The sequence below is a fragment of the Kitasatospora sp. NPDC005748 genome (assembly GCF_040630735.1).
Classification (GTDB): domain Bacteria; phylum Actinomycetota; class Actinomycetes; order Streptomycetales; family Streptomycetaceae; genus Kitasatospora.
On sequence record NZ_JBEXYD010000026.1, the window covers coordinates 68,854 to 93,837 of the forward strand.

Consider the following 24,984-nt stretch of genomic DNA (forward strand, 5'->3'; position numbering starts at 1 on the left):
GCCCCCTTACCTACTCCTGACCTCTTCTCCCGATCGGAGCATCTGGGTGTTCATCGGCCTCGTCACCGCCGTGGCGGCCTCCGCCTGCTACGGCACCGGTTCGGTCCTGCAGGCCGTCGGATCACGTCGCTCCGCCCGGGAGGAGGCCGCCGCCGCGGGCAGCGGCTCGGCCGGGGTCACCGCACACGGCGGGCCCAGCCTCGCCTCCACCGCGAAGGCCGCCGTCACCTGGGAGTTCATCCTGGGCACCGTCCTCGACTTCATCGGGTTCGGACTCGGCGCCCTGGCCGCGCGACTGCTGCCGCTGTTCCTCTCCCAGACCATCATCAGCGCCAATCTGGTGATCACCGCGGTGCTGAGCATCAAGCTGCTCGGCATCCGGCTCAAGCAGCTGGAGTGGGCGTCGATCGGCGTGCTCTGCTCGGCGCTGGTGCTGCTGGCCGTCTCCGCCGGGCCGGAGGGCGGCCACCACGTGGAGATGTCCTTCCACTGGTGGCTGCTGCTGATCACCACCGTGCTGCTGGTCGGCGGCGCCCTGCTGGTGCGGCGGATGGGCGCCAACGGCGCGATCGTCGCCGGTCTGCTCTCCGGCCTCGGCTTCGGCGCGCTCGGCGTCGGCGTGCGGATCCTCAACGGCGTCGAGCCGTTCGACCTCGGCGCGCTGCTCTCCGACCCCGCCCTGTACGCGATCCTGGTCGGCGGCATCGGCGGGATGTACGTGCACACCGTGGCCCTGCAGATCGGCTCGGTGAACGGCGCGACCGCCGCCCTGGTGGTCGGTGAGACGGTGCTGCCCGGCGCCGTCGGCGTCCTCTGGCTCGGCGACTCCTCCAAGGAGGGCCTGGCCTGGCTCGGCGCGGTCGGCTTCCTGCTCGCCGTGGTCTCGGCGGTCGGCGTCGCCTACTTCGGCCAGGACACCCACGGCCCGGCCGGGTCCGACCAGCCGCAGCCCGAACTCACCAAGCGGTAGCGCCGGGTGGCCCCGGAGCGGGGCCGCCCGGGCTCAGGCCCCGCTGCGGGCGCGCGGGACGCGCTGGCAGCGGGGGCAGAAGTAACTGGAGCGGTTCATCCAGGCGGCCCGGCGGATCGGGGTGCCGCAGCGGCGGCACGGCTCGTCCTCACGGCCGTAGGCGTCGAGGTCCCGGGAGAAGTACCCGCTCTCGCCGTTCACGTTGACGTAGAGGCTGTCGAAGCTGGTGCCGCCGACCGCGAGGGCGGCCGTCATCACGTCCCGCGCGTGGGCCAGCAGGACGGCGGCCTGCGGACGGGTCAGCGCCGTGGTCGGGCGGTCGTAGTGCAGCCGGGAGCGCCAGAGCGCCTCGTCCGCGTAGATGTTGCCGACCCCGCTGATCAGCGTCTGGTCCAGCAGTGCCCGCTTGACGGTGGTGCGCCTGGCCCGCAGCGCGGCCACGAAGGCGGCGTCGTCGAAGCGGGGGTCGAGCGGGTCCCGGGCGATGTGCGCGATGGAGAGCGGGGTGCCCTCCGGGTCACCCTCCTCGGCCTCCTCGACGGCCAGCCCGCCGAAGGTCCGCTGGTCGACGAAGCGCAGCTCCCGGCCGCCGTCGGTGAACCGCAGCCGCACCCGCAGGTGCTTCTCGTCGGGCACCGACGGGTCCTGGACGAGCAGTTGGCCGCTCATCCCCAGGTGACCGATCAGCGAGAACCCGCCGACCGGCGAGCCGTCGGCCGCGGTGGACAGCGGCACCCAGAGGTACTTGCCGCGACGCTGCGCGGCGCCGAGCGTGGCCCCGGTCAGCCGCGCGGTGAAGTCGGCCGCACCGGCCGGCTGGCGGCGCACCGCCCGCGGGTGCAGCACGTCGACGGCGGCGACGGTCCGCCCGGCGACCCAGTTCGCCAGACCTCGGCGGACGACCTCTACCTCGGGGAGTTCGGGCACGGGAAACAAGCCTCCTGCGACTGAAACATGCAGGAGGAAGAGTACTGCGTGCTCAGGCGCCGGCGGGCAGGCGGTCGGCGTACTTCTCCTTGATCGCCCGCCAGGCGCTCTCCGCGGCCTTCTGCTCGGCTTCCTTCTTCGAGCGGCCGACGCCGCTGCCGAAGTCCTCGCCGGCCACCCGGGCCGCGGCGGTGAAAGTCTTCTCGTGGTCCGGACCGGACTCCTCGACCACGTACTCCGGCACCCCGATGCCCACCGAGGCGGTGAGCTCCTGGAGGCTGGTCTTCCAGTCCAGGCCCGCGCCCAGCTGGGAGGACTCCTCGATCAGCGGGTCGAAGAGGCGGTGGACGAACTCGGTGGCCGCGTCCAGGCCCTGGTCCAGGTAGACGGCGCCGATCACGGCCTCGACGGTGTCGGCGAGGATCGACGACTTGTCGCGGCCGCCGGTGCCCTCCTCGCCCTTGCCGAGCCGGATGAACGTCCCGAGCTCCAGGCCACGGCCGACGTCGGCGAGCGCGCGGGAGTTGACCACCGCGGCGCGCAGCTTGGCGAGCGTGCCCTCCGGGACGTCCGGGTGGACGCGGTAGAGGGTGTCGGTCACCACCAGGCCCAGCACCGAGTCGCCGAGGAACTCCAGGCGCTCGTTGGTGGGCAGCCCGCCGTTCTCGTACGCGAACGAGCGGTGGGTCAGGGCACGCACCAGAAGGGCGCGCTCGAGCGTGTACCCGAGGCGCCCTTCCAGGACGTCGTATTCGGTCGAAGCCGGCCCGCCGGCCTTTCCGCCGCCCGAAGAAGCCTTCGGGGCGATGGTCGCCTTGCGGGAAGAGTTACTGTCCGACATCGATCCGTACACCCCGCCGATCAGACCGAGAGGACCTGGCGACGGTTGTACGTGCCGCAGCTCGGGCACGCGATGTGGCCGAGCTTCGGCTCGTGGCAGCTGTCGCACGCCACGAGGGCCGGAACGACGGCCTTCCAGTTGGAACGGCGGTGGCGCGTGTTGCTGCGCGACATCTTCCGCTTCGGAACAGCCACGGCTACTTCTCCTGGTTCTCGGCGGCACCCTCACGGGTGTCGCTGTTCTTGATTCCGTCACCCTCGTCGCCGGGGGCGGCGGAGAGTCCCTGCAGAGCCGCCCACCTGGGGTCGGCGGCGTCGTGGTGGTGCGCCGGGTCGTCGCTCAGGCGCGCTCCGCACTCGGAGCACAGGCCCAGGCAGTCTTCCTGGCACACCGGCTGCAGCGGCAGTGCGAGCACCACCGCGTCACGCAGCACCGGCTGGAGGTCGAAGAAATCGCCCTCCAGACGGTAAGTCTCATCTTCCGAGTCCTCGTCGAGGTCGTCCGTCCCGGCGGTGCGGGCACGGTGACGCTCGTCGGACTCCGGGTAGTAGTACAGCTCCTGGAAGTCCACGTCGAGGTCGTCCTCGACCGGCTCCAGGCACCGCACGCACTCGCCCTCGATCACGGCCTCGGCGGTGCCGGTCACCAGCACGCCCTCGACCACCGACTCCAGGCGGAGCTCCAGCCGCAGTTCGCTCTTCTCCGGGACACCGATCACATCGATGATCCCGAGGCCCTCGGGGGCCTCCAGGGTGCGGGACACCTTGCGCAGCGAGCCCGGGCGACGGCCGAGCTCGTGCGTGTCGAACACGAGTGGGTCGCGGTGGTCGAGGCGGTTCAAGGTGTCCTGACTTCCTGAGAAAACTGATGCGCGGTGCTGCTCACCGGACGATGCGCGGGCAGACCGACGGCCCGACACGGAGAGGCCGGAGTGGTCAGACTACCGGAGTCTCCCGCCAGGCCCAACTTCGCCCACGGAGGGCGAGCGGGCTCAGCGGCCGCCGAGCTCCCGGAGCCTGGTCATGTCGATCATGCTGGTGTCGAAGAAGCTGGTCTCGTCCAGGCCCGGCTGCTGCGGGACGGCCGGCGGGTTGGCGGGCTGCTGCGGGTAGCCGTAGGCGTCGTACTGCTGCGCGGCGTAGCCCTGCTGCTGCTGCGGATAGCCGTAGCCGCCCTGCTCCTGCGCGGCCGGGTACCCCTGCTGCTGGTGCTGCTGCTGGTGTTGCTGCTGCCCGTAGCCGTACTGGCCGCCGTACGGATCGCCCTGGCCCGCCGGGTCGAAGCCGCCGCCGTACACCTCGGCGTACTGGCCGCCCGGCTGTTGCGCGGCGGCGTACTGGTCGACGCCGGGCGCCTGCCAGCCGGCCGCGGCCGGGGTCTGCTCCGGCCAGGTCTGCTGCTGCGGCACCTCCTCGCGGTACCACGGCACCTCCTCGCCGTCGGCGTCGGTGGCGAAGCCCGCCGCCACCGCCTCGGCGCGGTTCTTGGCCTGCTGGGCCTCGTCGGCGGCGGCCAGGTAGGCACCCAGCTCGTCGATCGGGGCCTTGCCGAGCAGCTTGTCGCGGCCCTTGCCGACCGCCTCCAGCGTCGCGCTGAGGACGTTCTCCAGGGTGGCGAGCTTCACATCGACGTACTCGTCGACCTCGGGGCTCGGGGTGATCCGCGGCTGCGGCCGGAACTCCTCGCCGTCGCTCTCGCCCTCGTACGGGGTCTCGAAGACGCTGGAGTCGCCGCGCAGCTTCGTCCGGCCGCGGCCGACCGCGCCGAGCGTCTTGGTCAGCACGACCTCGAAGTTGGCGAGCTTGCTGTCCACGTAGTCGTCGGCCTCGGCGCGCTTGGTCTCGACCTCGGCACGCGCCTCCGCGAGGATGCGGTCCGCCTCGGCCTGGGCCCGGCGGACCACTTCGGTGTCGGAGATCAGCGAGCCGCGCTCGGCGTGCGCGCCCTGGATGATCCGCTCGGCCTCCGCCTCGGCGCCGGCGACCACCTGCTCGTGGTCGGCCATCACCGACTGGGCCTGGGCCAGCTCGGCGGGCAGTGCCGCCCTGAGGTCCTGGAGCAGGCCGACCAGTTCGGCTCGGTTCACCACGCAGGAGGCCGACATGGGCATCGAGCGGGCGTTCTCGACGGCCGCGACGATCTCGTCGACCTTGTTCTGCACGTCCACGGGGCTTCGTCTTTCCGTGTGCCGCCGACGGTCCGGCGGAGGCAGGCCCGGCGCGGTGGACCTCACCGCAGGGCAGGAACACAGACTTTACGGCCACGGCGGGGCGAGGTCACAACGCCCGGACCGGGCTGCCGGACCGGCCCCCGGACAACTGGTGACGAATCGGCAGAAACGGACCGGCCCGGCTCCGGCCCGGCGGCTACTGGGCCTTCCGCTGCGCGATCCGCTCGACCAGCCGGCGGTGCACCGTCTCCGGCAGCAGGTGCGAGACGTCGCCCCCGTACGAGGCGACCTCCTTGACCAGCGTCGACGACAGGAAGCTGTACGTCGGCGAGGTCGGCAGGAAGAGCGTCTCGACCCCGCTCAGCCCGTGGTTCATCTGGGCCATCTGCAGCTCGTAGTCGAAGTCGCTGACGGCCCGCAGGCCCTTGACGATCGCGGGGATGCCGCGCTCCCGGCAGAAGTCCACCAACAGGCCGAGGTGCGACTCGACCACGATGTTCCCGTACTTGGCGGTGGTCTCCTCGATCAGCGCGATCCGCTCCTCGATGGTGAACATGCCCTGCTTGTTCCGGTTCACCGCGACCGCGACGTGCACCACGTCGTACAGCTTCGAGGCCCGCTCGATGATGTCGAGATGACCGTTGGTGATCGGGTCGAACGATCCGGGGCAGACGGCGCGGCGCATGGCGTGGATGCTCCCTCGTGGGGTGTCGGGTCCTGCGGGCCTCGGCCCGCTACGAGTGTGGGCGGCCCTCGGCGGCGGCGCGACCGTACCAGAGCGTGCCCTCGCCGTAGCGGCGCGAGCGCAGTACCTCGAAGCCTTCGGGCCAGCCGAACTCGCCGCCTCGGGTGCTGCGCTCCACGGTGACGAGTGCGTCGGCCGCGAGCCAGCCCCCGGCCAGGAGTGTGATCAGCATCTCGCGCACCTCGTCGTCGGTGACGGCGTACGGCGGATCGAGGAAGGCCAGGTCGTACGGGGTCTCCGGGGGCGGTCCCGCGATCACCTTCTCGGCCCGGGAGGCCACCACCACCGCGCCCGGCAGGTCGATCGTCCGGACGTTCTCCCGGATCACCCGGGCCGCCTGGCCGTCGGCCTCGACCAGCAGGACGTGCTCGGCGCCGCGGGACAGCGCCTCCAGGCCGACCGCGCCCGATCCGCCGAACAGGTCGAGCATCCGGGCCCCGTGCAGGGTGCCGCGCAGGGCCTCCAGCGTGGAGAACATCGCCTCGCGGGCCTTGTCGGAGGTGGGGCGGGTGCTCCGGCCGGGCGGTACGGCCAGCCGGCGGCCGCCGGCCGCCCCGGCGATGACGCGGGTCATGGTGGTGGGAGGTCCTTTCGTCGCTGCCCGACCACGCTATACGGCCCCCACCCGAAGGGCCGCCCCGAACCCCTCGCCGCAGCCCCGGCGGAGGGCTGCGGCGAAGGTCGCGGCGAGGGCCGCGGGATCAGCTCGCGTCGGCCGCCGTCGACTGGGGCGGGATCGCCGCGCCGAGCAGCGCCGGCGAGGCGTAGCGGGACCACGAGAGGCAGCCGTCGGGCGGGCAGAACTCGGGGCGGCGCGGGTCGTGCCCGAGCTCGCGCAGCTTGGTGCGGACGGAGTCGGGGGTGCGGCCGAAGCGGGCGGCGATCCGGGCGACGGTCTCGCTGTCGTGGAACCGCCGGACCAGCTCCTCCTCGTGCTGCGGAACCCAGGGGGCGCCGTGTCCGGGGTAGAGCTCGCGCAGCACGTCACGGTCGGGGATGGGCTCGGAGACGTCGGCGACGATCGCCAGGGCCCGGAGCGCGCGGTTGAGCGCGATCCGCAGCGAGGCGACGTCCTCGACCGGCAGGCGGAGCTTGCCCGAGGCGAGCGGCGCGGCGGCCGCCCCCTCGCGCCAGCCGGTCAGGGTGAGGGTGACCTCGCGGTCGTCGTCGCTGGCGAGTTCGATCCGGAAGACCTTGTCGCCGAGCGGGAGCTCGTTGAGATGACGGAATGCCATGGCAGGACCCCCAAGTGTCGTGCCAGGTGCGCACCTTGAGGGTGCGTCCTGAACAACTACATTCTCTCGCGGGGGTCTGACAATCGGCCCTGACGATCAGCCCTCACGGGCGGCCCGGGCACCGGCCCGCCGGCCGGGCTCCCGGGGGGCTCAGCCCTTCTCCAGGTACTCCGCGCGGTCGGCGTCCAGCAGGCTCTCCAGCGCGGTGCGCAGGTCCGGGTGGGCGGCCAGCTCCGGGTCCTCGGCGACCAGCCGGGTGGCCTCGGCCCGGGCGGTCACGATGACCTCCTCGTCCTCCAGCACGGAGAGCACCTTCAGCGAGGACTTCACCCCGGACTGCGCCTGGCCCAGCACATCGCCCTCGCGCCGCTGTTCGAGGTCGATCCGGGACAGCTCGAAGCCGTCCAGGGTGGCGGCCACCGCGTCCAGCCGGGCCCGGGCCGGGCTGCCCGCCGGCATGTCGCTGACCAGCAGGCAGAGGCCGGCGGCGCTGCCGCGCCCGACCCGGCCGCGCAACTGGTGCAGCTGGGAGACGCCGAAGCGGTCGGCGTCCATGATCACCATCGCGGTGGAGTTGGGGACGTTGACCCCGACCTCGATCACCGTGGTCGCCACCAGGACGTCCACCGCGCCGGCCGCGAACCGGCGCATCACCTCGTCCTTGGCGTCGGGCGCCAGCCGGCCGTGCAGGATCTCCACCCGCAGCCCGGCCAGCGGGCCCTTCAGCAGCTTCTCGGCGGTCTCGACGACCGACAGCGGGGGGCGCCGGTCGTCGCTCCCGGCGCCCGCGTCGGGCTCCGCGCCGGTGAGCTCCTCCAAGTCCTCGGCCGGGACCGACCGGCGCTTCCTCTTGGCGTCGGGGGCGGGCTCCTCGTCCCCGATCCGGGGGCAGACCACGTACGCCTGGTGGCCCTTGGCCACCTCCTCGCGGACCCGCTCCCAGGCCCGCGCCAGGAAGTTGGGCTTCTCCAGGGCCGGGACGACATGGGTGGAGATCGGCGAGCGGCCGGCCGGCAACTGGTCCAGCACCGACGTCTCCAAGTCCCCGAAGACGGTCATCGCGACGGTGCGCGGGATCGGCGTGGCCGTCATCACCAGCAGGTGCGGCGGCTGCTCGCCCTTGGCGCGCAGCGCGTCCCGCTGCTCGACGCCGAAGCGGTGCTGCTCGTCCACCACGACCAGGCCGAGGTCCTGGAACTGCACCTTGTCCTCGATCAGCGCGTGGGTGCCGATCGCGATGCCCGCGTCCCCGCAGGCCATGTCGAGCATCGCCTGGCGGCGGGCCGGGACGCCCATCGAGCCGGTCAGCAGCACCACCCGGGTGCCGAGGTCCGAGCCGCCCAGCAGGCCGCCCTCGGCCAGGTCCCCCATCATCTCCACGATCGACCGGTGGTGCTGCTGCGCCAGCACCTCGGTGGGCGCCAGCAGGGCGGCCTGGCCGCCCGCGTCGACCACCGCGAGCATGGCGCGCAGCGCGACGAGCGTCTTGCCGGAGCCGACCTCGCCCTGGAGCAGCCGGTGCATCGGGTGTTCGGTGGCCAGGTCGGCGGCGATCTCGGCGGAGACCTTCAACTGGCCGTCGGTGAGGGTGAACGGGAGCCGGGCGTCGAAGGCGTCCAGGAGGCCGCCGGCCCGGGGCTCGCGGGGCTTGGCCGGCAGGGCGGAGTCGGCGGCCCGGCGCTGCGCGAGCGCGACCTGGAGGACGAAGGCCTCGTCCCAGCGGAGCCGGCTCTGGGCGCGCTCGCGGTCGGCCTGGCCGCGCGGGCGGTGGATCAGCTCCAGCGCCTCGGGCAGCGGGATCAGTTCGTGCCGCTCGCGCAGCTCCGCGGGCAGCGGCTCGCCGACGTCGGAGAGGTGCTTGGTGAGGGCGGTCTCGACGCAGATGGACAGCTTCCAGCTGGGCATCTGGGCGCTGGCTCCGTAGACCGGGATCAGCCGGCCGGCGAACTGCTGCGCCGCGTCCGACCCGGTGTCCTCGTCGAGCAGTTGGTAGTCCGGCGAGACCAGCTGGCGGGTGCGGTTGAAGACGCCGACCTTGCCGGCGAACAGGCCCTGGGCGCCGGTGCGGAGCTCCTTCTGCCGCCAGCCCTGGTTGAAGAAGACCAGCGAGAGCCGGCTGCGGCCGTCGGTGACGACCACCTCCAGGCGGTCCCCCTTGCGGCCGCGGAACGGGATCAGGGTGACCTTCTCGATCCGGGCCAGCACGGTGACGTGCTCGTCGATCTCCAGCTCGTCCAGGCTGGTGAGCTGGCCGCGCTCGACGTAGCGGCGCGGATAGTGGTGCAGCAGGTCCCCGACCGTGCGCAGCTTGAGGCTGTCGGCGAGCACCTTGGCGGTACGGTCGCCGACGAGCTTGGTCAGTGGTTCATCGAGAGCGCCCATCAGGCCCTTGTTTACACCACCGGACCGACATTCCGGGCGCCACCCGCTGCCCGGCGCCCCGGCCGGACCGCGGCGCCCGCCGCCCGGACCGCTACTCCACGCCGATGAGCAGCGGCGCGGACTCCTGCCCGCCGTGGAAGACCACCGCGTCGACCTCCGGCCGCCGGTGCCGGGCGTGCGCCACCAGCCGGTCGGCCAGCTCCTCGTCCGCGCCGTCGCCGAGGATCAGGGTGACGAGTTCGCCGCCCGCGCCCAGCATCCGGTCGAGCACGCTGGCGCCGACCTCGGCCGGGGCGGCGCCGATCACCGCCACGTCCCCGTCGATCAGCCCGAGCACGTCCCCGGCCTGGCAGACCCCGGCCATCGTCCAGGACTCGCCCTCGGCGACGGCGAGCTCGGCGTACCGGGTGGCGCCGGCCGCCGAGGTCATGGCGACCACGTCCTCGTCGAACCGGCGGCCGGCCTCGTGCACGGCGAGGGCGGCCAGCCCCTGGACCGGTGACCGGGTGGGCAGGACGGCGATCCGCACCCCCTCCTCGCGCAGCTGGTCGGCGGCGGCCCCGGCGGCGGCCCGCAGCTCGGGGTCGTTGAGCAGCAGGACGACCTCCCGGGCGCCCGCCCGGCGGACGGCGGCGGCGAGCTCGGCGCTGGCCGGCGGGCGGTCCGGGTCGGCGTGCAGCACGACGGCGCCGGCCTGCTCGCAGAGGTCGGCCAGTCCCGCGCCGGAGACCACCGAGAGCACCACCCGGGTGCGCTCCTCGTGCTCGCCGCGGTCGTCGGCGGTCCCGGCCCGGGCGGCGGCCTCGGCGAAGTGCGTGATCCGGATCTGGTGCGGCCGCCCGGCCCCCAGCCCGGCCTCCACCGCGGCCCCCGCGTCGTCCACGTGGACGTGCACGTTCCAGAGGCCGTCCCCGCCACCGATCACCAGGGAGTCGCCCAGTCCGGCGAGCCGCTCGCGCAGCGCGGGCAGCGCCTCGTCGGGGGCGTCCAGCAGGTAGATCACCTCGAAGGCGGGGTGACCCGGGCCGGGCGGCCGGACGTGCCCCTGGCAGCTCTCGACCGGCCGGACGTCACCGCGCAGCGCGACCGGGCCCATCGGCTGGTGGCCGGCCACCGCGTCGGCGAGCGCCCCGAGGACGGCGACCAGGCCGCGTCCGCCGGCGTCCACCACCCCGGCCTCGGCCAGCACGGAGAGCTGCTCGGGAGTGCGCCGCAGCGCGTCCCGGGCGGCCCGGTACGCGGTGTCGGCGACCTGGCCGAGCCCGTCGCCGGCCCGGGTCGCCTCCCGGGCGGCCACCCGGGCGACGGTCAGCAGGGTGCCCTCGACGGGCTCGGCGACCGCCTGGTAGGCGGCGTCCGCGGCCCCCTGGAGGGCGGCCCGCAGCTGGTCGGCGCCACCGCCCTGGGCCAGCTGCTCGGCGGTGCCGCGCAGCCACTGGGCGAGGATCACGCCGGAGTTGCCGCGGGCGCCGACCAGCGCGCCCCGGGCCATCGCCCGGGCGGTCTCGGCGAGCCCGGGGGCCGGGTCGCCCGCCGGGTCGGTGAACCGGCTCTCCACCGCGGCGGCGGCGGACTCCACGGTCAGGTAGAGGTTGGTGCCGGTGTCGCCGTCCGGGACGGGGTAGACGTTGAGTGCGTCGATCTCCTCGCGGGCCTGGCCCAGCGCGCGCAGGGCCAGCTGGCACCAGCTGCGCACGGCCGGGGCGTCGAGCGTGGTCAGCACCAGGTCTCCTCCGGATGGGACGCCGTGATGGCCTGAGGTTGAACGGCGAGGGTTGGTACCGGCAGGTTATCGGGGGCCGGGGGCCGCCGCCGGAAGCGCCGAGCGCGGCGATCACCTGCGCAGACGTGGTAGTTTCGTTGAACGGAAGCAAGCGTTGTATGCTCTTCCGGTTGCCTGGAACAGTCCAGGCTCACCCCATTGATCTGATCTGGTTCACGTGAGTGCTCCGGTGGGTTGGCGGGGTTTCGAACGTAAATGATCTGAAGTCTTGGAGTGACTCCTGTGGCTGCCAACTGCGACGTCTGCGGCAAGGGGCCGGGCTTCGGCAACAGCATCTCCCACTCTCACCGCCGTACCCCCCGTCGTTGGAACCCCAACATTCAGACGGTGCGCGCTGTGATTGGGCGGACGCCGAAGCGGCTCAACGTCTGCACCTCGTGCATCAAGGCCGGTAAGGTCTCGCGCTGACGCGCAGACCGGTAAGCCGGTCCTCCAGGAAGCCGGTCCATCCTCGGATGGGCCGGCTTCCTGTTTCTGGATCCCGGCTCTCCAGTGCCGACCCCTCTCTCCGGGCCTGCCCGGAGCCGCCACGGGCGGGCCCTCGGGCCCGCCCGTGGTCGTTGCGGCCCCGGTGCGCTCAGCGCCAGCGCCAGGCGTGGTCCACCGGGCCGATGCCGGACCCGAGCGCGAAGCCGCCGGCGATCGCGCCGGTGATGTAGGCCTTCGCCGAGGCCACCGCCCCGGGCAGCGGTTCGCCCGTGGCCAGCCCGGCGGCGATGGCGCTGGCCAGTGTGCAGCCGGTGCCGTGGGTGTGCCGGTTGTCGTAGCGGGGCGCCCGGTACCAGTGTTCCTCCCCCGGCCCGCCGTACAGCAGGTCGGCGGCCTCGCCCTCCAGGTGCCCGCCCTTCACCAGGACCCAGCGCGGCCCGAGGTCGAGCAGCGCCTTGGCCGCGTCGAGCATCTGCGCCTCGTCCTCGACGGTGCGCCCGGTGAGCTGCGTCACCTCGTGCAGGTTGGGCGTGGCCAGGGTGGCGACCGGCAGCAGCCGCTCCCGAACGGTGGCGACGGCCTCGGCGGCCAGCAGCGCGTCGCCGTGCTTGGAGACGCCGACCGGGTCGACCACCACCGGGGCGTTCACCCCGGTCAGCAGCTCGGAGACGGTCTCGACCAGCTCGATCGAGGCGAGCATCCCGGTCTTCACGGCCTGGACGCCGATGTCGTCCACCACACTGCGGAACTGGGCCCGGACGGCCTCGGCCGGCAGCTCCCAGTAGCCCTGGACACCGAGCGAGTTCTGCGCGGTGACGGCGGTGATCACGCTCATGCCGTGGACGCCGAGGGCCAGCATCGCCTTGAGGTCGGCCTGGATGCCGGCGCCGCCGCCGGAGTCGGATCCGGCGACGGTGAGCACCCGCGGGGGTGCGGTGGAGGGGCCGCCCCGGGGGCGGCCGCCGGGAGCGGGGGCGGAAGACGGGAGGGACATGGGCCCCAACCTACCCGCGCCGCCTCAGAGCACGGCTTCGGATTCCGCCCAGCGGTCCTGCGGCACGGTCTTGAGGTGGGTGACCGCCTCGGCGACCGGCACCAGCTCGATGTCGTTGCCGCGCAGCGCGGTGAAGTGCCCGAAGGCGCCCTTGTGGACGGCCTCCACCGCGTGCCAGCCGAACCGGGTGGCGAGCACCCGGTCCCGGGCGGTGGGGGTGCCGCCGCGCTGGGTGTGGCCGAGGATGACCGGCCGGGCCTCCTTGCCGAGCAGGTTCTCCAGCTCGTTGGCGAGCCGGTTGCCGATCCCGCCGAAGGTCCGGTGGCCGAACTGGTCGACGACGCCGTGGTCGAAGCGCATCGTGCCGGGCATCGGGGCCGAGCCCTCGGCCACCGCGATGATGGCGAACTTCTTGCCCCGGGAGAAGCGGTCCTCGACCATCCGGGCGACCGCCTCGATGTCGAAGGGCTTCTCCGGGATCAGGATGCCGTGGGCGCCGCCGGCCATTCCGGCGGTGAGGGTGATCCAGCCGGTGTGCCGGCCCATCAACTCCACCACCATCACCCGCTGGTGGGATTCGGCGGTGGTCTTCAGCCGGTCGATCGCGTCGGTCGCGACATGGACCGCGGTGTCGAACCCGAAGGTGACGTCGGTCGCGTCGATGTCGTTGTCGATGGTCTTCGGCACGCCGACCACCGGCAGTCCGGCGTCGCTGAACATCTTGGCGGCGGTCAGCGTGCCCTCGCCGCCGATCGCGATCAGCGCGTCGATGCCGATGTCCCGGGCGAGGGTCTCGGCGTTCTCCACCGCCCAGGCGATCCGGTCGCGCTGCACGCGGGCCGAGCCCAGGATGGTGCCGCCGAGGGTCAGCAGGCCGGTGACGTCGTCGTGCGAGATCGGCCGGCTGCGGCCCTCGATCAGGCCGAGGAAGCCGTCCTCGATGCCGACGATCTCGTCACCGTGCACATCGGTTCCCCGGTGCACCACGGAGCGGATCACCGCGTTGAGCCCGGGGCAGTCTCCGCCGCTGGTCAGGACACCGATGCGCATGGTGGCTGTACTCTCCCGCTCCGCAGTGGTTCAGACCACCCGCGTCCGAGGAGCAGCAGGTGGATCCGGTTCAGCGCAAGCCTACGCCGTCCCCCGGCGCGGGCCCGCGCGCCGCTCGCCGGGGCGCCCCGCGCGTCCGGGCCGATGCACGCGCCCGCGCCGGCCCGCGGCCTCCCGCCGGACTGCTGACGCCGCGCTCATTCCGCGAAGTGGTCCCAGCCGCCGACCCGGTCCCAGGGCTCGCCGTCCACCGTCACCCGGCCACCGCGGGACGGCCGGGCCCGGCCGGTCACCTCGCCCACCACCCGCCAGCGGGCGGGCAGTTGGACCCCGCGCGGGAAGGTCGCCACGATCGCGTGGTCCTCGCCGCCGGAGAGCACCCAGACCAGCGGGTCCACCCCGACGGCCTGCCCGATATCGGCCATCTGCGCCGGGACGTCGAAGTCGGCGGCCCGCAGGTCGATGTCCACCGCGCTGGCCCGGGCGACGTGGCCGAGGTCGGCCACCAGCCCGTCGCTCACGTCGACCATCGCGGTGGCGCCCAACTCGGCGCCGGCCGGGCCCGCGTGGTACGGCGGCTCGGGCCGGCGGTGCGCCTCGACGAAGGCGCGCGGCGAGCGGAACCCGCGCTGCAGCACGGTCAGCCCGGCGGCGGACCAGCCGAGCCAGCCGGTGACGGCGACCACGTCGCCCACCTGAGCCCCGGCGCGCGTCACCGGTGCGCGCCCCTGGAGATCCCCGAGCGCCGTGATGGCGAGGGTGATGACGTCGCCGCGCACCACGTCGCCGCCGACCACCGTGGCACCGGCCACCTGGCACTCGTCGCGCAGCCCGTCCATCAGCTCGGTGGCCCAGGTGGTCGGCAGATCGGCGGGGGTGACCAGGCCGAGCAGGATCGCCGTCGGCACCGCGCCCATCGCGGCCACGTCGGCGAGGTTCTGGGCGGCGGCCTTGCGGCCCACGTCGTAGGCGGTCGACCAGTCCCGGCGGAAGTGCCGGTTCTCGATCAGCACGTCCATGGTGGCGACCACCCGGCCGTCCGGCGTCTTCACCACCGCGGCGTCGTCGCCCGGACCGAGGTCGACCGCGTCGGTGAGCGGTACCCGGGCCGTCAGCTCCCTGATGAGTCCGAACTCGCCGAGCTCGCCCACGGTCCCCTGCATCTGCCGTCCTCTCGCGTTTCCATCCGAATCGGAACTGGTGCCCCCCGCTCCCCCGCGCGCAGCGTACGCCCTCCGGGGGTGCAGAAGTCTCCCCTCCCCGGCCCGCTGCGCGGTAGCGTGGTGATCGGAATGCCGGTGAGTCCGTTCCCCACCCCCGAACGCCCGAGCGGGCGATCACGGCGCCGATCCCCGTTCCCAGCCGCCGGGAGGTCCCCCCGTGGTACAGGCATACATCCTGATCCAGACCGAGGTCGGCAAGGCCACCGCCGTGGCCCGGTCCATCTCCGAGATCCCCGGTGTCCTCCAGGCCGAGGACGTCACCGGACCGTACGACGTGATCGTGCGGGCCGAGGCCGAGACGGTGGACGACCTCGGCCGCCTGGTCGTGGCCAAGGTCCAGCAGGTGGAGGGCATCACCCGCACCCTCACCTGTCCGGTGGTCCACCTGTAGGCCCCGGCTACCATCGGCGGGTGGCCCGAGAACTCCGCGTCCCCCGCTTCCTGACCGCGCTGCCGGCCCCCGTCCGGTGGCTGGCCCTGCCGCTGGCGCTGAGCTGCACCGTCGTGGGGCTGCTCGGCAGCTGGGGCGCGCCCGCGGCGATCGAGGTGCCGGAGCCGACCGGGAGGGCCGCCGGCTACTGCCGGGACCTGGCCGCGGCGCTGCCCCAGGAGGTGCTCGGCCACGCCCGCAAGGACCCGTCGCCCGGCTCCCCGTACGTGGCCGCCTGGGCCAGCTCGCCGCGCACCGTGCTGCGCTGCGGGGTGGACCGGCCGGAGGCGCTGAACGGCGAGCACGCCAAGGACCTCTCCCCCACCATCGACGACGTCACCTGGTGGGCGCAGAAGCTCGACGACGGCGGATACCGGTTCATCACCACGATGCGCCGGGCGTACGTCGAGGTGACCGTCCCCGGCGGGGCCTTCAGTAATCCGCTCGACCCGGTCTCCGCCCTGAACGGCGTGGTGAAGGCCAACATCCCGTAGCGGCCGGAGAGCACGGGAAGGGCGGTCCGGGAGCTCCCGGACCGCCCTTGCACGGGTGTGCGGCGGGTGCCCGGGCGGCTAGCGCAGCCCGGTCGGGCGGCGCAGCGCCGCCTGGAGCAGCCGGTCGATCAGCTCCGGGTACGACAGCCCGCTGGCCTCCCACATCTTCGGGTAGGCCGAGATCGGGGTGAAGCCGGGCATGGTGTTGACCTCGTTGATCATCCAGCTGCCGTCGTCCAGCAGGAAGAAGTCCACCCGGGCCAGGCCCTCGCAGCCGAGCGCCTCGAACGCGGCGACCGCCTGACGGCGGATCTCGGCGAGCTCGGCCGCACCGAGTTCGGCCGGGATGCGCACCTCGGAGGAGTCGATGTACTTGGCCTCGAAGTCGTAGAACTCGTAGTCGCCGCCGACCAGGACCTCGGCCGGGACGCTGGCGCGCGGGCCGTCCTCGAACTCCAGCACCCCGCACTCGATCTCGCGCCCGGACACCCCGGCCTCGATGATCAGCTTGGGGTCGTGCCGGCGGGCCTCCTCGATCGCGGCGTCCAGCCCGGCGAGGTCCTTGACCTTGGTGATGCCGATGCTGGAGCCGGCCCGGCAGGGCTTCACGAACACCGGCAGACCGAGTTCCCCGACCCGCTCGCGGACGGCGGCGCGGCCGGCCTCGCTCTCCCACTCCCGCGGCCGGACGATGGTGTACGAGCCGACGCCCAGGCCGTGCGAGGCCAGCACCCGCTTGGTGAACTCCTTGTCCATGCCCACCGCGCTGGAGAGCACGCCGTTGCCGACGTACGGCACTCCGGACAGCTCCAGCAGGCCCTGGAGGGTGCCGTCCTCGCCCCAGGGGCCGTGCAGCAGCGGGAAGACCACGTCGACCTCGCCGAGCGCCTTCGGCACCGCCCCCGGCTCGCTCCAGACCACCTCGCGGCTGTCCGGGCTGACCGGCAGCACGACCTGGCCGTCGACGGCCTCGGCGACCTGGGCGACGTCCGGCAGCCGGCCGTCGGTGATGGCCATCCGGGCCGGATCGTCGCTGACCAGCGCCCAGCGGCCCTCGTGGGTGATGCCGATGGGCAGCACGTCGTACTTCTCGCGGTCGATCGCCCTGAGCACGCTGCCCGCGGTGGACACCGAGATGGCGTGCTCGGAGCTGCGGCCACCGAAGACGAGCGCTACGCGCGGCTTCGCGGACGGATTCGGGGGGGTCTGTTCGATGCTCATATCGGGTGTGAGACTACCGTGCGAGCCGTTTCCGGGACGTCAACCGCCCCGGTCGCCCGGCGTCGCGCGGTCAGTGCCGCTCGGCCTTGGCCGAGCGCGACATCAGCGCCCGCAGCGCCTCCTGGGTGGGGCGCCCGTTGTGCACCACGTCCACCACGGCCTCGACGATCGGCATGTCGACGCCGCTGCGCCGGGCCAGGTCGAGCACGGACTCGCAGGACTTGACGCCCTCCGCGGTCTGCCGGGTGGCCGCGATGGTCTCGGCCAGCGACATCCCGCGGCCGAGGTTGGTGCCGAAGGTGTGGTTGCGGGAGAGCGGCGAGGAGCAGGTCGCCACCAGGTCGCCCATCCCGGCGAGCCCGGCGAAGGTGTACGCGTCGGCGCCGAGCGCCAGCCCCAGCCGGGTCGTCTCGGCCAGGCCCCGGGTGATCAGCGTGGCCTTGGTGTTGTCGCCGAGGCCCATGCCGTCCGCCATGCCGACCGCCAGGCCGATCACGTTCTTCACCGCGCCGCCCAGCTCGCAGCCGATCACGTCGGTGTTGGTGTAGGGGCGGAAGTACGGCGTGTGGCAGGCCGCCTGGAGCCGCTTGGCGACCGCCTCGTCGGTGCAGGCCACCACGCTCGCGGCGGGCTGCCGGTTGGCGATCTCCCGGGCCAGGTTGGGGCCGCTGACGACGGCCACCCGCTCCGCCCCGACCTTCGCGACCTCGGCGATGACCTCGCTCATCCGCTTGGCGGTGCCGAGTTCGATGCCCTTCATCAGGCTCACCAGCACGGTCTGCGGCTCGATCAGCGGGGCCCAGGCGGCGAGGTTCTCGCGCAGCGTCTGGGAGGGCACCGCGAGCACCGCGAAGTCGGCGCCGGCCAGGGCCCGCGCCGGGTCCACGGTGGCCCGGACCGACCCGGGCAGCGGGACGCCGGGCAGGTAGTCGGGGTTGACGTGGGTGGTGTGGATCGCGTCCACCAGCTCCGGCCGGCGCCCCCAGAGGGTGACCTCGCAGCCCGCGTCGGCCAGCACCATCGCGAACGCGGTCCCCCAGGAACCCGTTCCGAACACGGCACATCGGGTCACTTGCCGGCCTCCTCGGTGCTGTTCTTGCGCGTGCCGGCGGCCCGCTGCCGCTCGGCGGCGGCCGCCTCCGCCCGGTGCCGGGCCGCCGTGCGCATGTCGTAGCGCTCGGCCGGCGGCTCCTCGCCGCGGATGTCGGCCAGCACGGCGGTGATCGCCCGCATGATGTCCTCGGTCGCGTCCCGGAGCACCTGGGCGGTCAGCTCCTGGCCCTGGTACTTGCTCAGGTCCACGGCCGGCCCGGCCGCCACCGTCACCCGGTGCCGCGGGAACAGGTTGAACCGGCCCTTCCCCGAGCCGCCCCGGCCGTACGGCGGGATGATCTCGTGCGCACCCCAGTGCGCCACCGGGATCACCGGCGCACCGGTCATCAGCGCGACCCGGGCCACCCCGCTCTTGCCGGTCATCGGCCACAGGTCCGGGTCCCGGGTGAGCGTGCCCTCCGGGTAGAACTGGACGCACTGGCCACCGTTCACCGCGTCGATGGCCGCCCGGAACGCGTGCGCGGCGTCGGTCGACTCGCGGAACACCGGGATCTGGCCGGTCTTGCGCAGCATGAAGCCGATGAACGGGACCGAGAACAGCGAGGACTTGCCGAGGATCCGCGGCGGCCGCCCGCTGTTGTACTGCCAGTGCGCGTAGACCACCGGGTCGATGATCGAGTTGTGGTTGACGGCGGCGATGAAGCCGCCCTCCTTCGGCAGGTGCTCCCAGCCCCGCCAGTCCGGCTTCACCAGCGCGGTCGTCACCGGCTTCACCAGCACGGCCGCGAAGCGGTACCAGATGCCGTAATCGGCGTTGCCGAAGCCGGCATACGAGCGGCGGGCCACCCCAGGTCCTCCTCATCCGGTGCGGCACGCGGGGTGCCGCAGTCTCTCGCCTCCCGCGACCCCCGTCGGACGGGGGTCAGGGCGCGGAACAGTCTCGCCCGGCCGCGGAGCGGCTGTCGAGCAACCCCGCCAACCTGTCGGGCGGGCGTGACCAAACGCACGTCCGCACAGTTCGGACGGCCTGGCGAGGGTTCCGGGACCGGCGTCACAATGACGCCGATGACCCAGGACACCGTACGCCCCAGCGGGCCCGTCGCGCCCCCCGCACCCACCGCAGGCTGGTCGCTGGTGCTGCCGCTCAAGCGGCTCGCCCTGGCGAAGACCCGGCTGGCACCCTTCGCCGGGCCGCACCGCGCGGACCTGGCGCTCTCCTTCGCCCTGGACACCGTGACCGCCGCGCTGGCCACCCCGGGCGTGTCCCGCGTCCTGGTGGTCACCCGGGACGGCACCGCCGGCGAGCGGCTGGCCGCGCTGGGCGCGGTCGTCGTCGGCGACGAACCGGGCGGCGGCCTCAACGACGCGCTGGCGCACGGCGCGGCGGCCGCGCTGGCGCTCGCCCCGCACGCCCCGCTGGCCGCGCTCTCCGCCGACCTGCCGGCCCTGCGCCCGGCCGAACTGGCCCGGGTGCTGGCCGCGGCCCGGCCGGCCGGGCGGTCCTTCCTGGCCGACGCCCCCGGGTTGGGCACCACGCTGCTGGCCCGCTCCCCCGGCGGTCCGCTCGCACCCGCCTTCGGCGACGGCTCCCGGGCCCGGCACGCGGCCGGCGGCGCCCGCGAACTGCGGCTGGACGACGTGGAGTCGGTGCGCCGGGACGTGGACACCGGCGCCGACCTCGGCGCGGCGCTCGCACTCGGCGTCGGCCCGCACACCGGCGCCCTGTCGGCCCGGCTCGCGCAGGCGCTCGGACTCCCCGCCGCGAACCGCTCCGGACGGGCGCGGGAGCACCTCTGACCCCCGCTCCGGACGGGCGCGGGAGCAACTCCCCATCCACGCCGGGCCGCCTCCACGAGCTGCCCCCGAGGCCTGTCGGTGCTGCTCGCTATGCTGCTTCCATGCAGGCCACCGCGTTCACCTTCGACCCCGCCACCCGGGCCGGCTCCGTGCTGCTCGACGACGGGACCCCGGTGCCGTTCGACGCCGCCGCCTTCGACGCCGGCGGCCTGCGGCTGCTGCGCCCCGGCCAGCGGGTGCGGATCCGCACCGAGGGCGCGGGCGACGCCCGCCGGGTGGTCTTCCTGACGCTGCAGACCTTCCCGGACCCCGCCGAGGCCTGACCGGGCCCGCGCCGCTCCACAGCCGCGCGCCGGGGTCGAGACCGACCCCGGAAAACCGAAGAGCCGTGGCGGCCCGACCACCCGGAATTCCGGGAGGGGGTGCGCCACGGCCCTGGAGAGCCGTCCGAGGACTACTTCGCGCTGGTCTTGCGCGCGGTGGTCTTGCGGGTGGCGGTCTTCTTCGCGGGAGCCGTCTTCTTGGCCGTGGCGGTCGCCTTCTTGGCGGTGGCCGTGGTCTTCTTGGCGGCGGCCGTGGTCGCCGTCTTCTTGGCGGCGGCAGCGGTCTTCTTGGTCGCGGCGGCCGTGGTCTTCTTGGCGGCGGCGGCCGTGGTCTTCTTGGTCGCGGTCGCCTTCTTGGCGGGGGTGGCCGTGGTCTTCTTGGCGGCGGCCGTGGTCGCCGTCTTCTTGGCAGCGGCCTTCTTGGTGGCGGCCGGGGCCGCGGCGGCGGCCGAGGCGGCGCGCTTGGTGGCGGCGCGCTTGGCGGCCGGGGTCGCGGCGACACCGCTCTTGCCCGGGGTGAGGGAGCCCTTGGGGGCCTTCTTCACCGAGGGGCCTTCCTTCGGCAGCTTCTTGCTGCCGCTGACCAGGTCCTTGAAGCCCTGGCCGGGACGGAAGCGGGGCACCGAGGTCTTCTTGACCTTGACCTTCTCGCCGGTCTGCGGGTTGCGGGCGAAGCGCGCGGAGCGCTCCACCTTCTCAAAGGTGCCAAAACCGGTGACCGACACCCGGTCACCGGCCACGACGGCGCGGACCATGGTGTCGAGCACTGCGTCGACGGCCTCTGCGGCAGCCTTGCGACCGCCCAGCTGCTCGGCCACCGCTTCGACAAGCTGAGCCTTGTTCACGTCTTCCCCTTCGGAAACGGGCGCCGGATGATTCCATCCGTTCATTTCGCACGTTAGGTATGTATCTGCGGACTTTCAATTACCAAACGCGCGAATCACCCTAGTGTCGCAATGGATTTGCGCGTCGGCGACCTCAGGCGACGGGCGGGCGCCCCTCGTCGAGGTCATGCACAAAGCGACTCAACCGCCTTGCCGCCTCCGGAAGATCGCGCTTGGCGGCCTCGGTGACGATCAGGAGTTGACGGGTGAGAGCGGTCTTTGCATCGGCAGACACGTTCAGCGCATGCACGCGGGCGTGAGCTTGCTTCAACCGCTCGGCCACAAGCGCGTAGAGCGCTGCGACTTCCGGGTCGTCCGGCCCCTCAGCAGGTGAGGTGGCGGCGTCCGGCCGATCGTCAATTCGGCGTTCGGATCCCCGGCCCGTGGACTCCGGTGACGCGGGTTCGCCGCCCGCGTACGGAGGTTCATGGTGCCGGTGCATGTACTGATTGTGCCATCTACCCGCAGTTGTGCTTGCGCGGGGCCTCTGCGGCAATGCCAAATCGGCAATCGGGGGCCGGCGCCGGGGGGTAACTCCGGGCCCGGAACGGCGGATGGTCCGCCCCCCCGAGGGGAGGCGGACCATCCGGTGGAACGTCAGAATGCTTGTTCTCCCGAGCCGCTCAGGCGACCGGCAGAGTACGCGGCTTGAAGGCGGGCCGGGTCTGTTCGAAGGCCGCGATGTCGGGCTCGTTCTGCAGGGTGATGCTGATGTCGTCCAGCCCGTTCAGCAGCCGCCAACGGACATTGTCGTCCAGCTCGAACGGGGCCGTGACGCCCTCGGCGCGCACCTCGCGGGCCTCCAGGTCGACGGTGATCCCGGCCGTCGGATCGGCCTCCACCAGCGCCCAGAGCCGCTCCACCGTCTCCTGCGGCAGCACGACCGTGAGCAGGCCGTTCTTCAGCGAGTTACCGCGGAAGATGTCGGCGAAGCGGGACGAGACGACCGCGTGGAACCCGTAGTTCTGCAATGCCCAGACGGCGTGCTCCCGGGAGGAGCCGGTGCCGAATTCGGGGCCGGCCAGCAGGACGGTCGCGCCCTGGTACTCGGGCCGGTTCAGGACGAACGACTCGTCCTTGCGCCAGGCCTCGAACAGGCCGTCCTCGAAACCGGAACGAGTGACCTTCTTGAGCCAATGGGCCGGGATGATCTGGTCGGTGTCGACGTTGCTGCGGCGCAGCGGCACGGCGCGACCGGTGTGGGTGGTGAACTTCTCCATGCTGCTCAGGCCTCCACAGCGACGTCGGACGGGAGATCGGCGGGTGCGGCCAGTCGGCCGAGCACCGCGGTCGCGGCGGCGACCTGCGGCGACACCAGGTGGGTGCGGCCGCCCTTGCCCTGACGGCCCTCGAAGTTGCGGTTCGAGGTGGACGCGCAGCGCTCGCCGGGGGCCAGCTGGTCGGGGTTCATGCCCAGGCACATCGAGCAGCCCGCGTGGCGCCACTCGGCGCCGGCGGCGGTGAACACCTTGTCCAGGCCCTCCTCGACGGCCTGCAGGGCGACCCGCACCGAGCCGGGGACGACCAGCATCCGCACGCCCTCGGCGATGGTCCGGCCGTCCAGGATGGCCGCGGCGGCCCGCAGGTCCTCGATCCGGCCGTTGGTGCAGGAGCCGACGAAGACGGCGTCCACCGCGACCTCGCGCAGCGGGGTGCCGGCCTCCAGGCCCATGTACTTCAGGGCGTTCTCGGCGGCGATCCGCTCCTGCGGGTCGGCGAAGGAGGCCGGGTCCGGCACCTGGGCGCCGAGCGGCGCGCCCTGACCCGGGTTGGTGCCCCAGGTAACGAACGGGGTCAGCTGGGTCGCGTCGATGAAGATCTCGTGGTCGAAGACCGCGTCCTCGTCGGTGCCCAGGGTCTTCCAGTACTCGACCGCGGCGTCCCAGTCCTCGCCCTTCGGCGCGTGCGGACGGCCCTCCAGGTAGTCGAAGGTGGTCTGGTCGGGGGCGATCATCCCGGCCCGGGCACCCGCCTCGATGGACATGTTGCAGATGGTCATCCGGGCCTCCATGGAGAGGCTGCGGATGGCCGAGCCGCGGTACTCCAGGACGTAGCCCTGGCCGCCGCCGGTGCCGATCCGGGTGATGATCGCCAGGATCAGGTCCTTGGCCGTGACGCCCTCGGGCAGCTCGCCCTCGACGGTGATCGCCATCGTCCTGAACGGCGCCAGCGGGAGGGTCTGGGTGGCCAGGACGTGCTCGACCTGGCTGGTGCCGATGCCGAACGCCAGGGCGCCGAAGGCGCCGTGGGTGGAGGTGTGGGAGTCGCCGCAGACCACGGTGGTGCCCGGCTGGGTCAGCCCGAGCTGCGGGCCGACCACGTGCACGACGCCCTGCTCGACGTCGCCCAGCGAGTGGATCCGGACGCCGAACTCGGCGGCGTTGCGGCGCAGGGTCTCCAGCTGGATCCGCGAGACCGGGTCGGCGATCGGCTTGTCGATGTCCAGGGTCGGGGTGTTGTGGTCCTCGGTCGCGATCGTGAGATCGGTCCGGCGGACCGTGCGCCCGGCCAGCCGGAGGCCGTCGAAGGCCTGCGGGCTGGTGACCTCGTGGAGCAGGTGCAGGTCGATGAAGAGCAGGTCGGGCTCGCCCTCCGCGCGCCGGACGACGTGGTCGTCCCAGACCTTCTCTGCGAGTGTCCGTCCCATCGGATTCCCTCCAGCCGGCCGCGTTGCCGGCCTTCTCGTGTTCATCGGGGTCACTGCCTGCGCCGCCCTGTGAGGCGCGCCGCGTGACCTGCACGCCGGATCGGTGTCCACCATGCGGACACTCTGTTGAGGCCGCATTCTGGATGTCTCCCGGGCTGCTGCATCCAGAGTGGCGCTTTTCTCGCCGGATTGAACTTGCGTCTCGCGGAATGAGACTGCAGTCTTAGGGCATGGACAACTCTAGCGGCGTCGGCGTTCTCGACAAGGCCGCTCTGGTGCTGAGCGCACTGGAGTCGGGCCCCGCCACGTTGGCGGGGCTGGTCGCCGCCACCGGTCTGGCGCGGCCCACGGCCCACCGGCTCGCCGTCGCACTCGAACATCACCGACTGGTCACCAGGGACATGCAGGGCCGGTTCATCCTCGGCCCCCGTCTCTCCGAACTCTCCGCCGCGGCGGGCGAGGACCGGCTGCTCGCCACCGCGGGCCCGGTCCTGACCCATCTGCGCGACGTCACCGGCGAGAGCGCACAGCTCTACCGCCGGCAGGGCGAGATGCGGATCTGCGTCGCCGCCGCCGAGCGGCTCTCCGGTCTGCGGGACACCGTCCCGGTCGGCAGCACCCTGCCGATGAAGGCCGGCTCGGCCGCCCAAGTCCTGCTCGCCTGGGAGGAGCCCGAGCGGCTCCACCGGGGCCTCCAGGGCGCCCGGTTCACCGCGACCGCGCTGAGCGGCGTCCGGCGCCGCGGCTGGGCGCAGTCGATCGGCGAGCGCGAGCCGGGTGTGGCGTCCGTCTCGGCCCCCGTGCGCGGCCCCTCCAACCGGGTCGTGGCCGCCGTCTCCGTCTCCGGTCCGATCGAGCGCCTGACCCGCCACCCGGGCCGGCTGCACGCCCAGGCCATCATCGAGGCCGCCAACCGGCTCACCGAGGCCCTGCGCCGCGGCTGACCACCCCTGCCCGCCGACGTCGAAAAGGGCCCGCGCACCGAGGTGCGCGGGCCCTTTTCCGAATCACCCGGGAAATGCGGGCGGAAAACACAAAAGGCCCTGGCGGACCAGGGCCTTGCTCATTTCTGGCTGGGGTACCAGGACTCGAACCTAGACTAAGTGAACCAGAATCACTCGTGCTGCCAATTACACCATACCCCAACAAAGCAATCAGCCGATGGGCAAGCCCACCGGCTTAATGCTCTGGTACCCCCGACCGGATTCGAACCGGCGCTACTGCCGTGAGAGGGCAGCGTGCTAGGCCGCTACACAACGGGGGCTTTCCAGGCGATCCCTTGCGGGATCAGTACCCCCGACCGGATTCGAACCGGCGCTACTGCCGTGAGAGGGCAGCGTGCTAGGCCGCTACACAACGGGGGCTTTCCAGGCGATCCCTTGCGGG

Annotated in this window: 27 protein-coding genes and 3 tRNA genes; 7 read left to right on the forward strand and 23 right to left on the reverse strand. The window is 73.0% G+C overall.

Annotation, left to right across the window (positions count from 1 at the left end; all coding sequences use genetic code 11):
• The first annotated feature begins 46 nt into the window (after positions 1-46).
• Complete coding sequence (locus tag ABZ495_RS20080; RefSeq protein ID WP_329489753.1) at positions 47-970, forward strand: hypothetical protein; 924 nt, start codon at positions 47-49, stop codon at positions 968-970.
• A 33-nt stretch (positions 971-1,003) separates the two neighbouring features.
• On the opposite strand, the gene mutM is transcribed toward ABZ495_RS20080, so the two are convergent.
• From mutM to ABZ495_RS20130, 10 genes are all read right to left on the reverse strand, one after another.
• On the reverse strand, positions 1,004-1,897 hold the full coding sequence (mutM, locus tag ABZ495_RS20085) for a bifunctional DNA-formamidopyrimidine glycosylase/DNA-(apurinic or apyrimidinic site) lyase (RefSeq protein ID WP_329489752.1): 894 nt from the start codon (positions 1,895-1,897) through the stop codon (positions 1,004-1,006).
• A gap of 52 nt (positions 1,898-1,949) precedes the next feature.
• Complete coding sequence (gene rnc / locus ABZ495_RS20090; protein ID WP_329489751.1) at positions 1,950-2,738, reverse strand: ribonuclease III; 789 nt, start codon at positions 2,736-2,738, stop codon at positions 1,950-1,952.
• Between the two features lie 20 nt (positions 2,739-2,758).
• Complete coding sequence (rpmF, locus tag ABZ495_RS20095; protein WP_188303282.1) at positions 2,759-2,932, reverse strand: 50S ribosomal protein L32; 174 nt, start codon at positions 2,930-2,932, stop codon at positions 2,759-2,761.
• Positions 2,933-2,934: 2 nt separating this feature from the next.
• Entirely contained in the window at positions 2,935-3,579 is a 645-nt protein-coding gene (locus ABZ495_RS20100; protein WP_329489750.1) for a DUF177 domain-containing protein, read from the reverse strand.
• A 150-nt stretch (positions 3,580-3,729) separates the two neighbouring features.
• A complete protein-coding gene (locus ABZ495_RS20105; RefSeq protein WP_359837206.1) occupies positions 3,730-4,905 on the reverse strand; it encodes an ATP synthase F0 subunit B in 1,176 nt (391 codons plus the stop codon).
• Between the two features lie 199 nt (positions 4,906-5,104).
• Positions 5,105-5,593 carry a pantetheine-phosphate adenylyltransferase gene (gene coaD / locus ABZ495_RS20110; protein ID WP_329489748.1) on the reverse strand — a complete coding sequence of 163 codons (489 nt, stop codon included), beginning with the start codon at positions 5,591-5,593 and terminating at the stop codon, positions 5,105-5,107.
• A 49-nt stretch (positions 5,594-5,642) separates the two neighbouring features.
• Positions 5,643-6,227, reverse strand: coding sequence for a 16S rRNA (guanine(966)-N(2))-methyltransferase RsmD (gene rsmD, locus ABZ495_RS20115; protein ID WP_359807872.1), 585 nt, complete (start codon positions 6,225-6,227; stop codon positions 5,643-5,645).
• A 127-nt stretch (positions 6,228-6,354) separates the two neighbouring features.
• Positions 6,355-6,888 carry a hypothetical protein gene (locus tag ABZ495_RS20120; protein WP_352291629.1) on the reverse strand — a complete coding sequence of 178 codons (534 nt, stop codon included), beginning with the start codon at positions 6,886-6,888 and terminating at the stop codon, positions 6,355-6,357.
• Between the two features lie 150 nt (positions 6,889-7,038).
• Positions 7,039-9,270, reverse strand: a complete 2,232-nt coding sequence (gene recG, locus ABZ495_RS20125) for an ATP-dependent DNA helicase RecG (RefSeq protein WP_329489745.1) — start codon at positions 9,268-9,270, stop codon at positions 7,039-7,041.
• A 91-nt stretch (positions 9,271-9,361) separates the two neighbouring features.
• Positions 9,362-10,993, reverse strand: coding sequence for a DAK2 domain-containing protein (locus ABZ495_RS20130; protein WP_359807875.1), 1,632 nt, complete (start codon positions 10,991-10,993; stop codon positions 9,362-9,364).
• A gap of 282 nt (positions 10,994-11,275) precedes the next feature.
• Here ABZ495_RS20130 and rpmB point away from each other — a divergent pair, with 282 nt between their 5' ends.
• The gene (gene rpmB, locus ABZ495_RS20135; protein ID WP_014138233.1) at positions 11,276-11,461 is read left to right on the forward strand and encodes a 50S ribosomal protein L28; all 186 of its coding nucleotides are present in this window, start codon (positions 11,276-11,278) and stop codon (positions 11,459-11,461) included.
• 169 nt (positions 11,462-11,630) lie between these two features.
• On the opposite strand, the gene thiD is transcribed toward rpmB, so the two are convergent.
• From thiD to ABZ495_RS20150, 3 genes are all read right to left on the reverse strand, one after another.
• Positions 11,631-12,476 carry a bifunctional hydroxymethylpyrimidine kinase/phosphomethylpyrimidine kinase gene (gene thiD, locus ABZ495_RS20140; RefSeq protein WP_359837208.1) on the reverse strand — a complete coding sequence of 282 codons (846 nt, stop codon included), beginning with the start codon at positions 12,474-12,476 and terminating at the stop codon, positions 11,631-11,633.
• A gap of 24 nt (positions 12,477-12,500) precedes the next feature.
• Positions 12,501-13,526: a 6-phosphofructokinase gene (locus ABZ495_RS20145; RefSeq protein WP_359837210.1), complete on the reverse strand. Its 1,026-nt coding sequence runs from the start codon at positions 13,524-13,526 to the stop codon at positions 12,501-12,503.
• Between the two features lie 197 nt (positions 13,527-13,723).
• Complete coding sequence (locus tag ABZ495_RS20150; protein ID WP_329489741.1) at positions 13,724-14,689, reverse strand: thiamine-phosphate kinase; 966 nt, start codon at positions 14,687-14,689, stop codon at positions 13,724-13,726.
• Positions 14,690-14,906: 217 nt separating this feature from the next.
• Here ABZ495_RS20150 and ABZ495_RS20155 point away from each other — a divergent pair, with 217 nt between their 5' ends.
• Both ABZ495_RS20155 and ABZ495_RS20160 read left to right on the forward strand, forming a co-directional pair.
• Positions 14,907-15,140: an Lrp/AsnC ligand binding domain-containing protein gene (locus ABZ495_RS20155; protein WP_329489740.1), complete on the forward strand. Its 234-nt coding sequence runs from the start codon at positions 14,907-14,909 to the stop codon at positions 15,138-15,140.
• 20 nt (positions 15,141-15,160) lie between these two features.
• Positions 15,161-15,673 (forward strand): DUF3515 domain-containing protein, encoded by a 513-nt coding sequence (locus ABZ495_RS20160; protein WP_359807879.1) that lies wholly within the window; start codon positions 15,161-15,163, stop codon positions 15,671-15,673.
• Between the two features lie 78 nt (positions 15,674-15,751).
• Here the strand turns inward: ABZ495_RS20160 and ABZ495_RS20165 are convergent, their stop codons facing one another.
• The 3 genes from ABZ495_RS20165 to ABZ495_RS20175 all read right to left on the reverse strand — a co-directional run bounded on the left by ABZ495_RS20165 (position 15,752) and on the right by ABZ495_RS20175 (position 18,793).
• Positions 15,752-16,894: a D-alanine--D-alanine ligase family protein gene (locus tag ABZ495_RS20165; protein WP_329489738.1), complete on the reverse strand. Its 1,143-nt coding sequence runs from the start codon at positions 16,892-16,894 to the stop codon at positions 15,752-15,754.
• A gap of 70 nt (positions 16,895-16,964) precedes the next feature.
• Positions 16,965-17,966 carry an NAD(P)H-dependent glycerol-3-phosphate dehydrogenase gene (locus ABZ495_RS20170; RefSeq protein WP_329489737.1) on the reverse strand — a complete coding sequence of 334 codons (1,002 nt, stop codon included), beginning with the start codon at positions 17,964-17,966 and terminating at the stop codon, positions 16,965-16,967.
• Positions 17,963-18,793 carry a lysophospholipid acyltransferase family protein gene (locus ABZ495_RS20175; protein WP_352291617.1) on the reverse strand — a complete coding sequence of 277 codons (831 nt, stop codon included), beginning with the start codon at positions 18,791-18,793 and terminating at the stop codon, positions 17,963-17,965. Before ABZ495_RS20175 ends, ABZ495_RS20170 begins: the two co-directional genes overlap by 4 nt.
• Positions 18,794-19,012: 219 nt before the next feature.
• On the opposite strand from ABZ495_RS20175, the gene cofC reads away from it, so the two are divergent.
• Positions 19,013-19,744, forward strand: a complete 732-nt coding sequence (cofC, locus tag ABZ495_RS20180; RefSeq protein WP_359837212.1) for a 2-phospho-L-lactate guanylyltransferase — start codon at positions 19,013-19,015, stop codon at positions 19,742-19,744.
• A gap of 101 nt (positions 19,745-19,845) precedes the next feature.
• The gene (locus ABZ495_RS20185) at positions 19,846-20,067 is read left to right on the forward strand and encodes a hypothetical protein (protein ID WP_329489734.1); all 222 of its coding nucleotides are present in this window, start codon (positions 19,846-19,848) and stop codon (positions 20,065-20,067) included.
• 131 nt (positions 20,068-20,198) lie between these two features.
• Here ABZ495_RS20185 and ABZ495_RS20190 read toward each other — a convergent pair whose 3' ends face one another.
• From ABZ495_RS20190 to leuC, 4 genes are all read right to left on the reverse strand, one after another.
• Positions 20,199-20,912, reverse strand: coding sequence for an HU family DNA-binding protein (locus ABZ495_RS20190; protein ID WP_359807884.1), 714 nt, complete (start codon positions 20,910-20,912; stop codon positions 20,199-20,201).
• 133 nt (positions 20,913-21,045) lie between these two features.
• On the reverse strand, positions 21,046-21,234 hold the full coding sequence (locus tag ABZ495_RS20195; RefSeq protein WP_329492256.1) for a hypothetical protein: 189 nt from the start codon (positions 21,232-21,234) through the stop codon (positions 21,046-21,048).
• 340 nt (positions 21,235-21,574) lie between these two features.
• Positions 21,575-22,171: a 3-isopropylmalate dehydratase small subunit gene (gene leuD, locus ABZ495_RS20200; protein ID WP_329489732.1), complete on the reverse strand. Its 597-nt coding sequence runs from the start codon at positions 22,169-22,171 to the stop codon at positions 21,575-21,577.
• Between the two features lie 5 nt (positions 22,172-22,176).
• On the reverse strand, positions 22,177-23,598 hold the full coding sequence (gene leuC / locus ABZ495_RS20205) for a 3-isopropylmalate dehydratase large subunit (protein WP_329489731.1): 1,422 nt from the start codon (positions 23,596-23,598) through the stop codon (positions 22,177-22,179).
• Between the two features lie 230 nt (positions 23,599-23,828).
• Between leuC and ndgR the strand changes: the two genes are divergently transcribed.
• Positions 23,829-24,542: an IclR family transcriptional regulator NdgR gene (ndgR, locus tag ABZ495_RS20210; protein WP_148642806.1), complete on the forward strand. Its 714-nt coding sequence runs from the start codon at positions 23,829-23,831 to the stop codon at positions 24,540-24,542.
• A gap of 126 nt (positions 24,543-24,668) precedes the next feature.
• On the opposite strand, the gene ABZ495_RS20215 is transcribed toward ndgR, so the two are convergent.
• The 3 genes from ABZ495_RS20215 to ABZ495_RS20225 form a co-directional block, all read right to left on the reverse strand.
• A tRNA-Gln gene (locus ABZ495_RS20215) sits at positions 24,669-24,743 on the reverse strand.
• Positions 24,744-24,786: 43 nt separating this feature from the next.
• Positions 24,787-24,862 (reverse strand) — tRNA-Glu (locus tag ABZ495_RS20220).
• A gap of 27 nt (positions 24,863-24,889) precedes the next feature.
• Positions 24,890-24,962: transfer RNA gene (locus tag ABZ495_RS20225), tRNA-Glu, on the reverse strand.
• Positions 24,963-24,984: the final 22 nt, after the last annotated feature.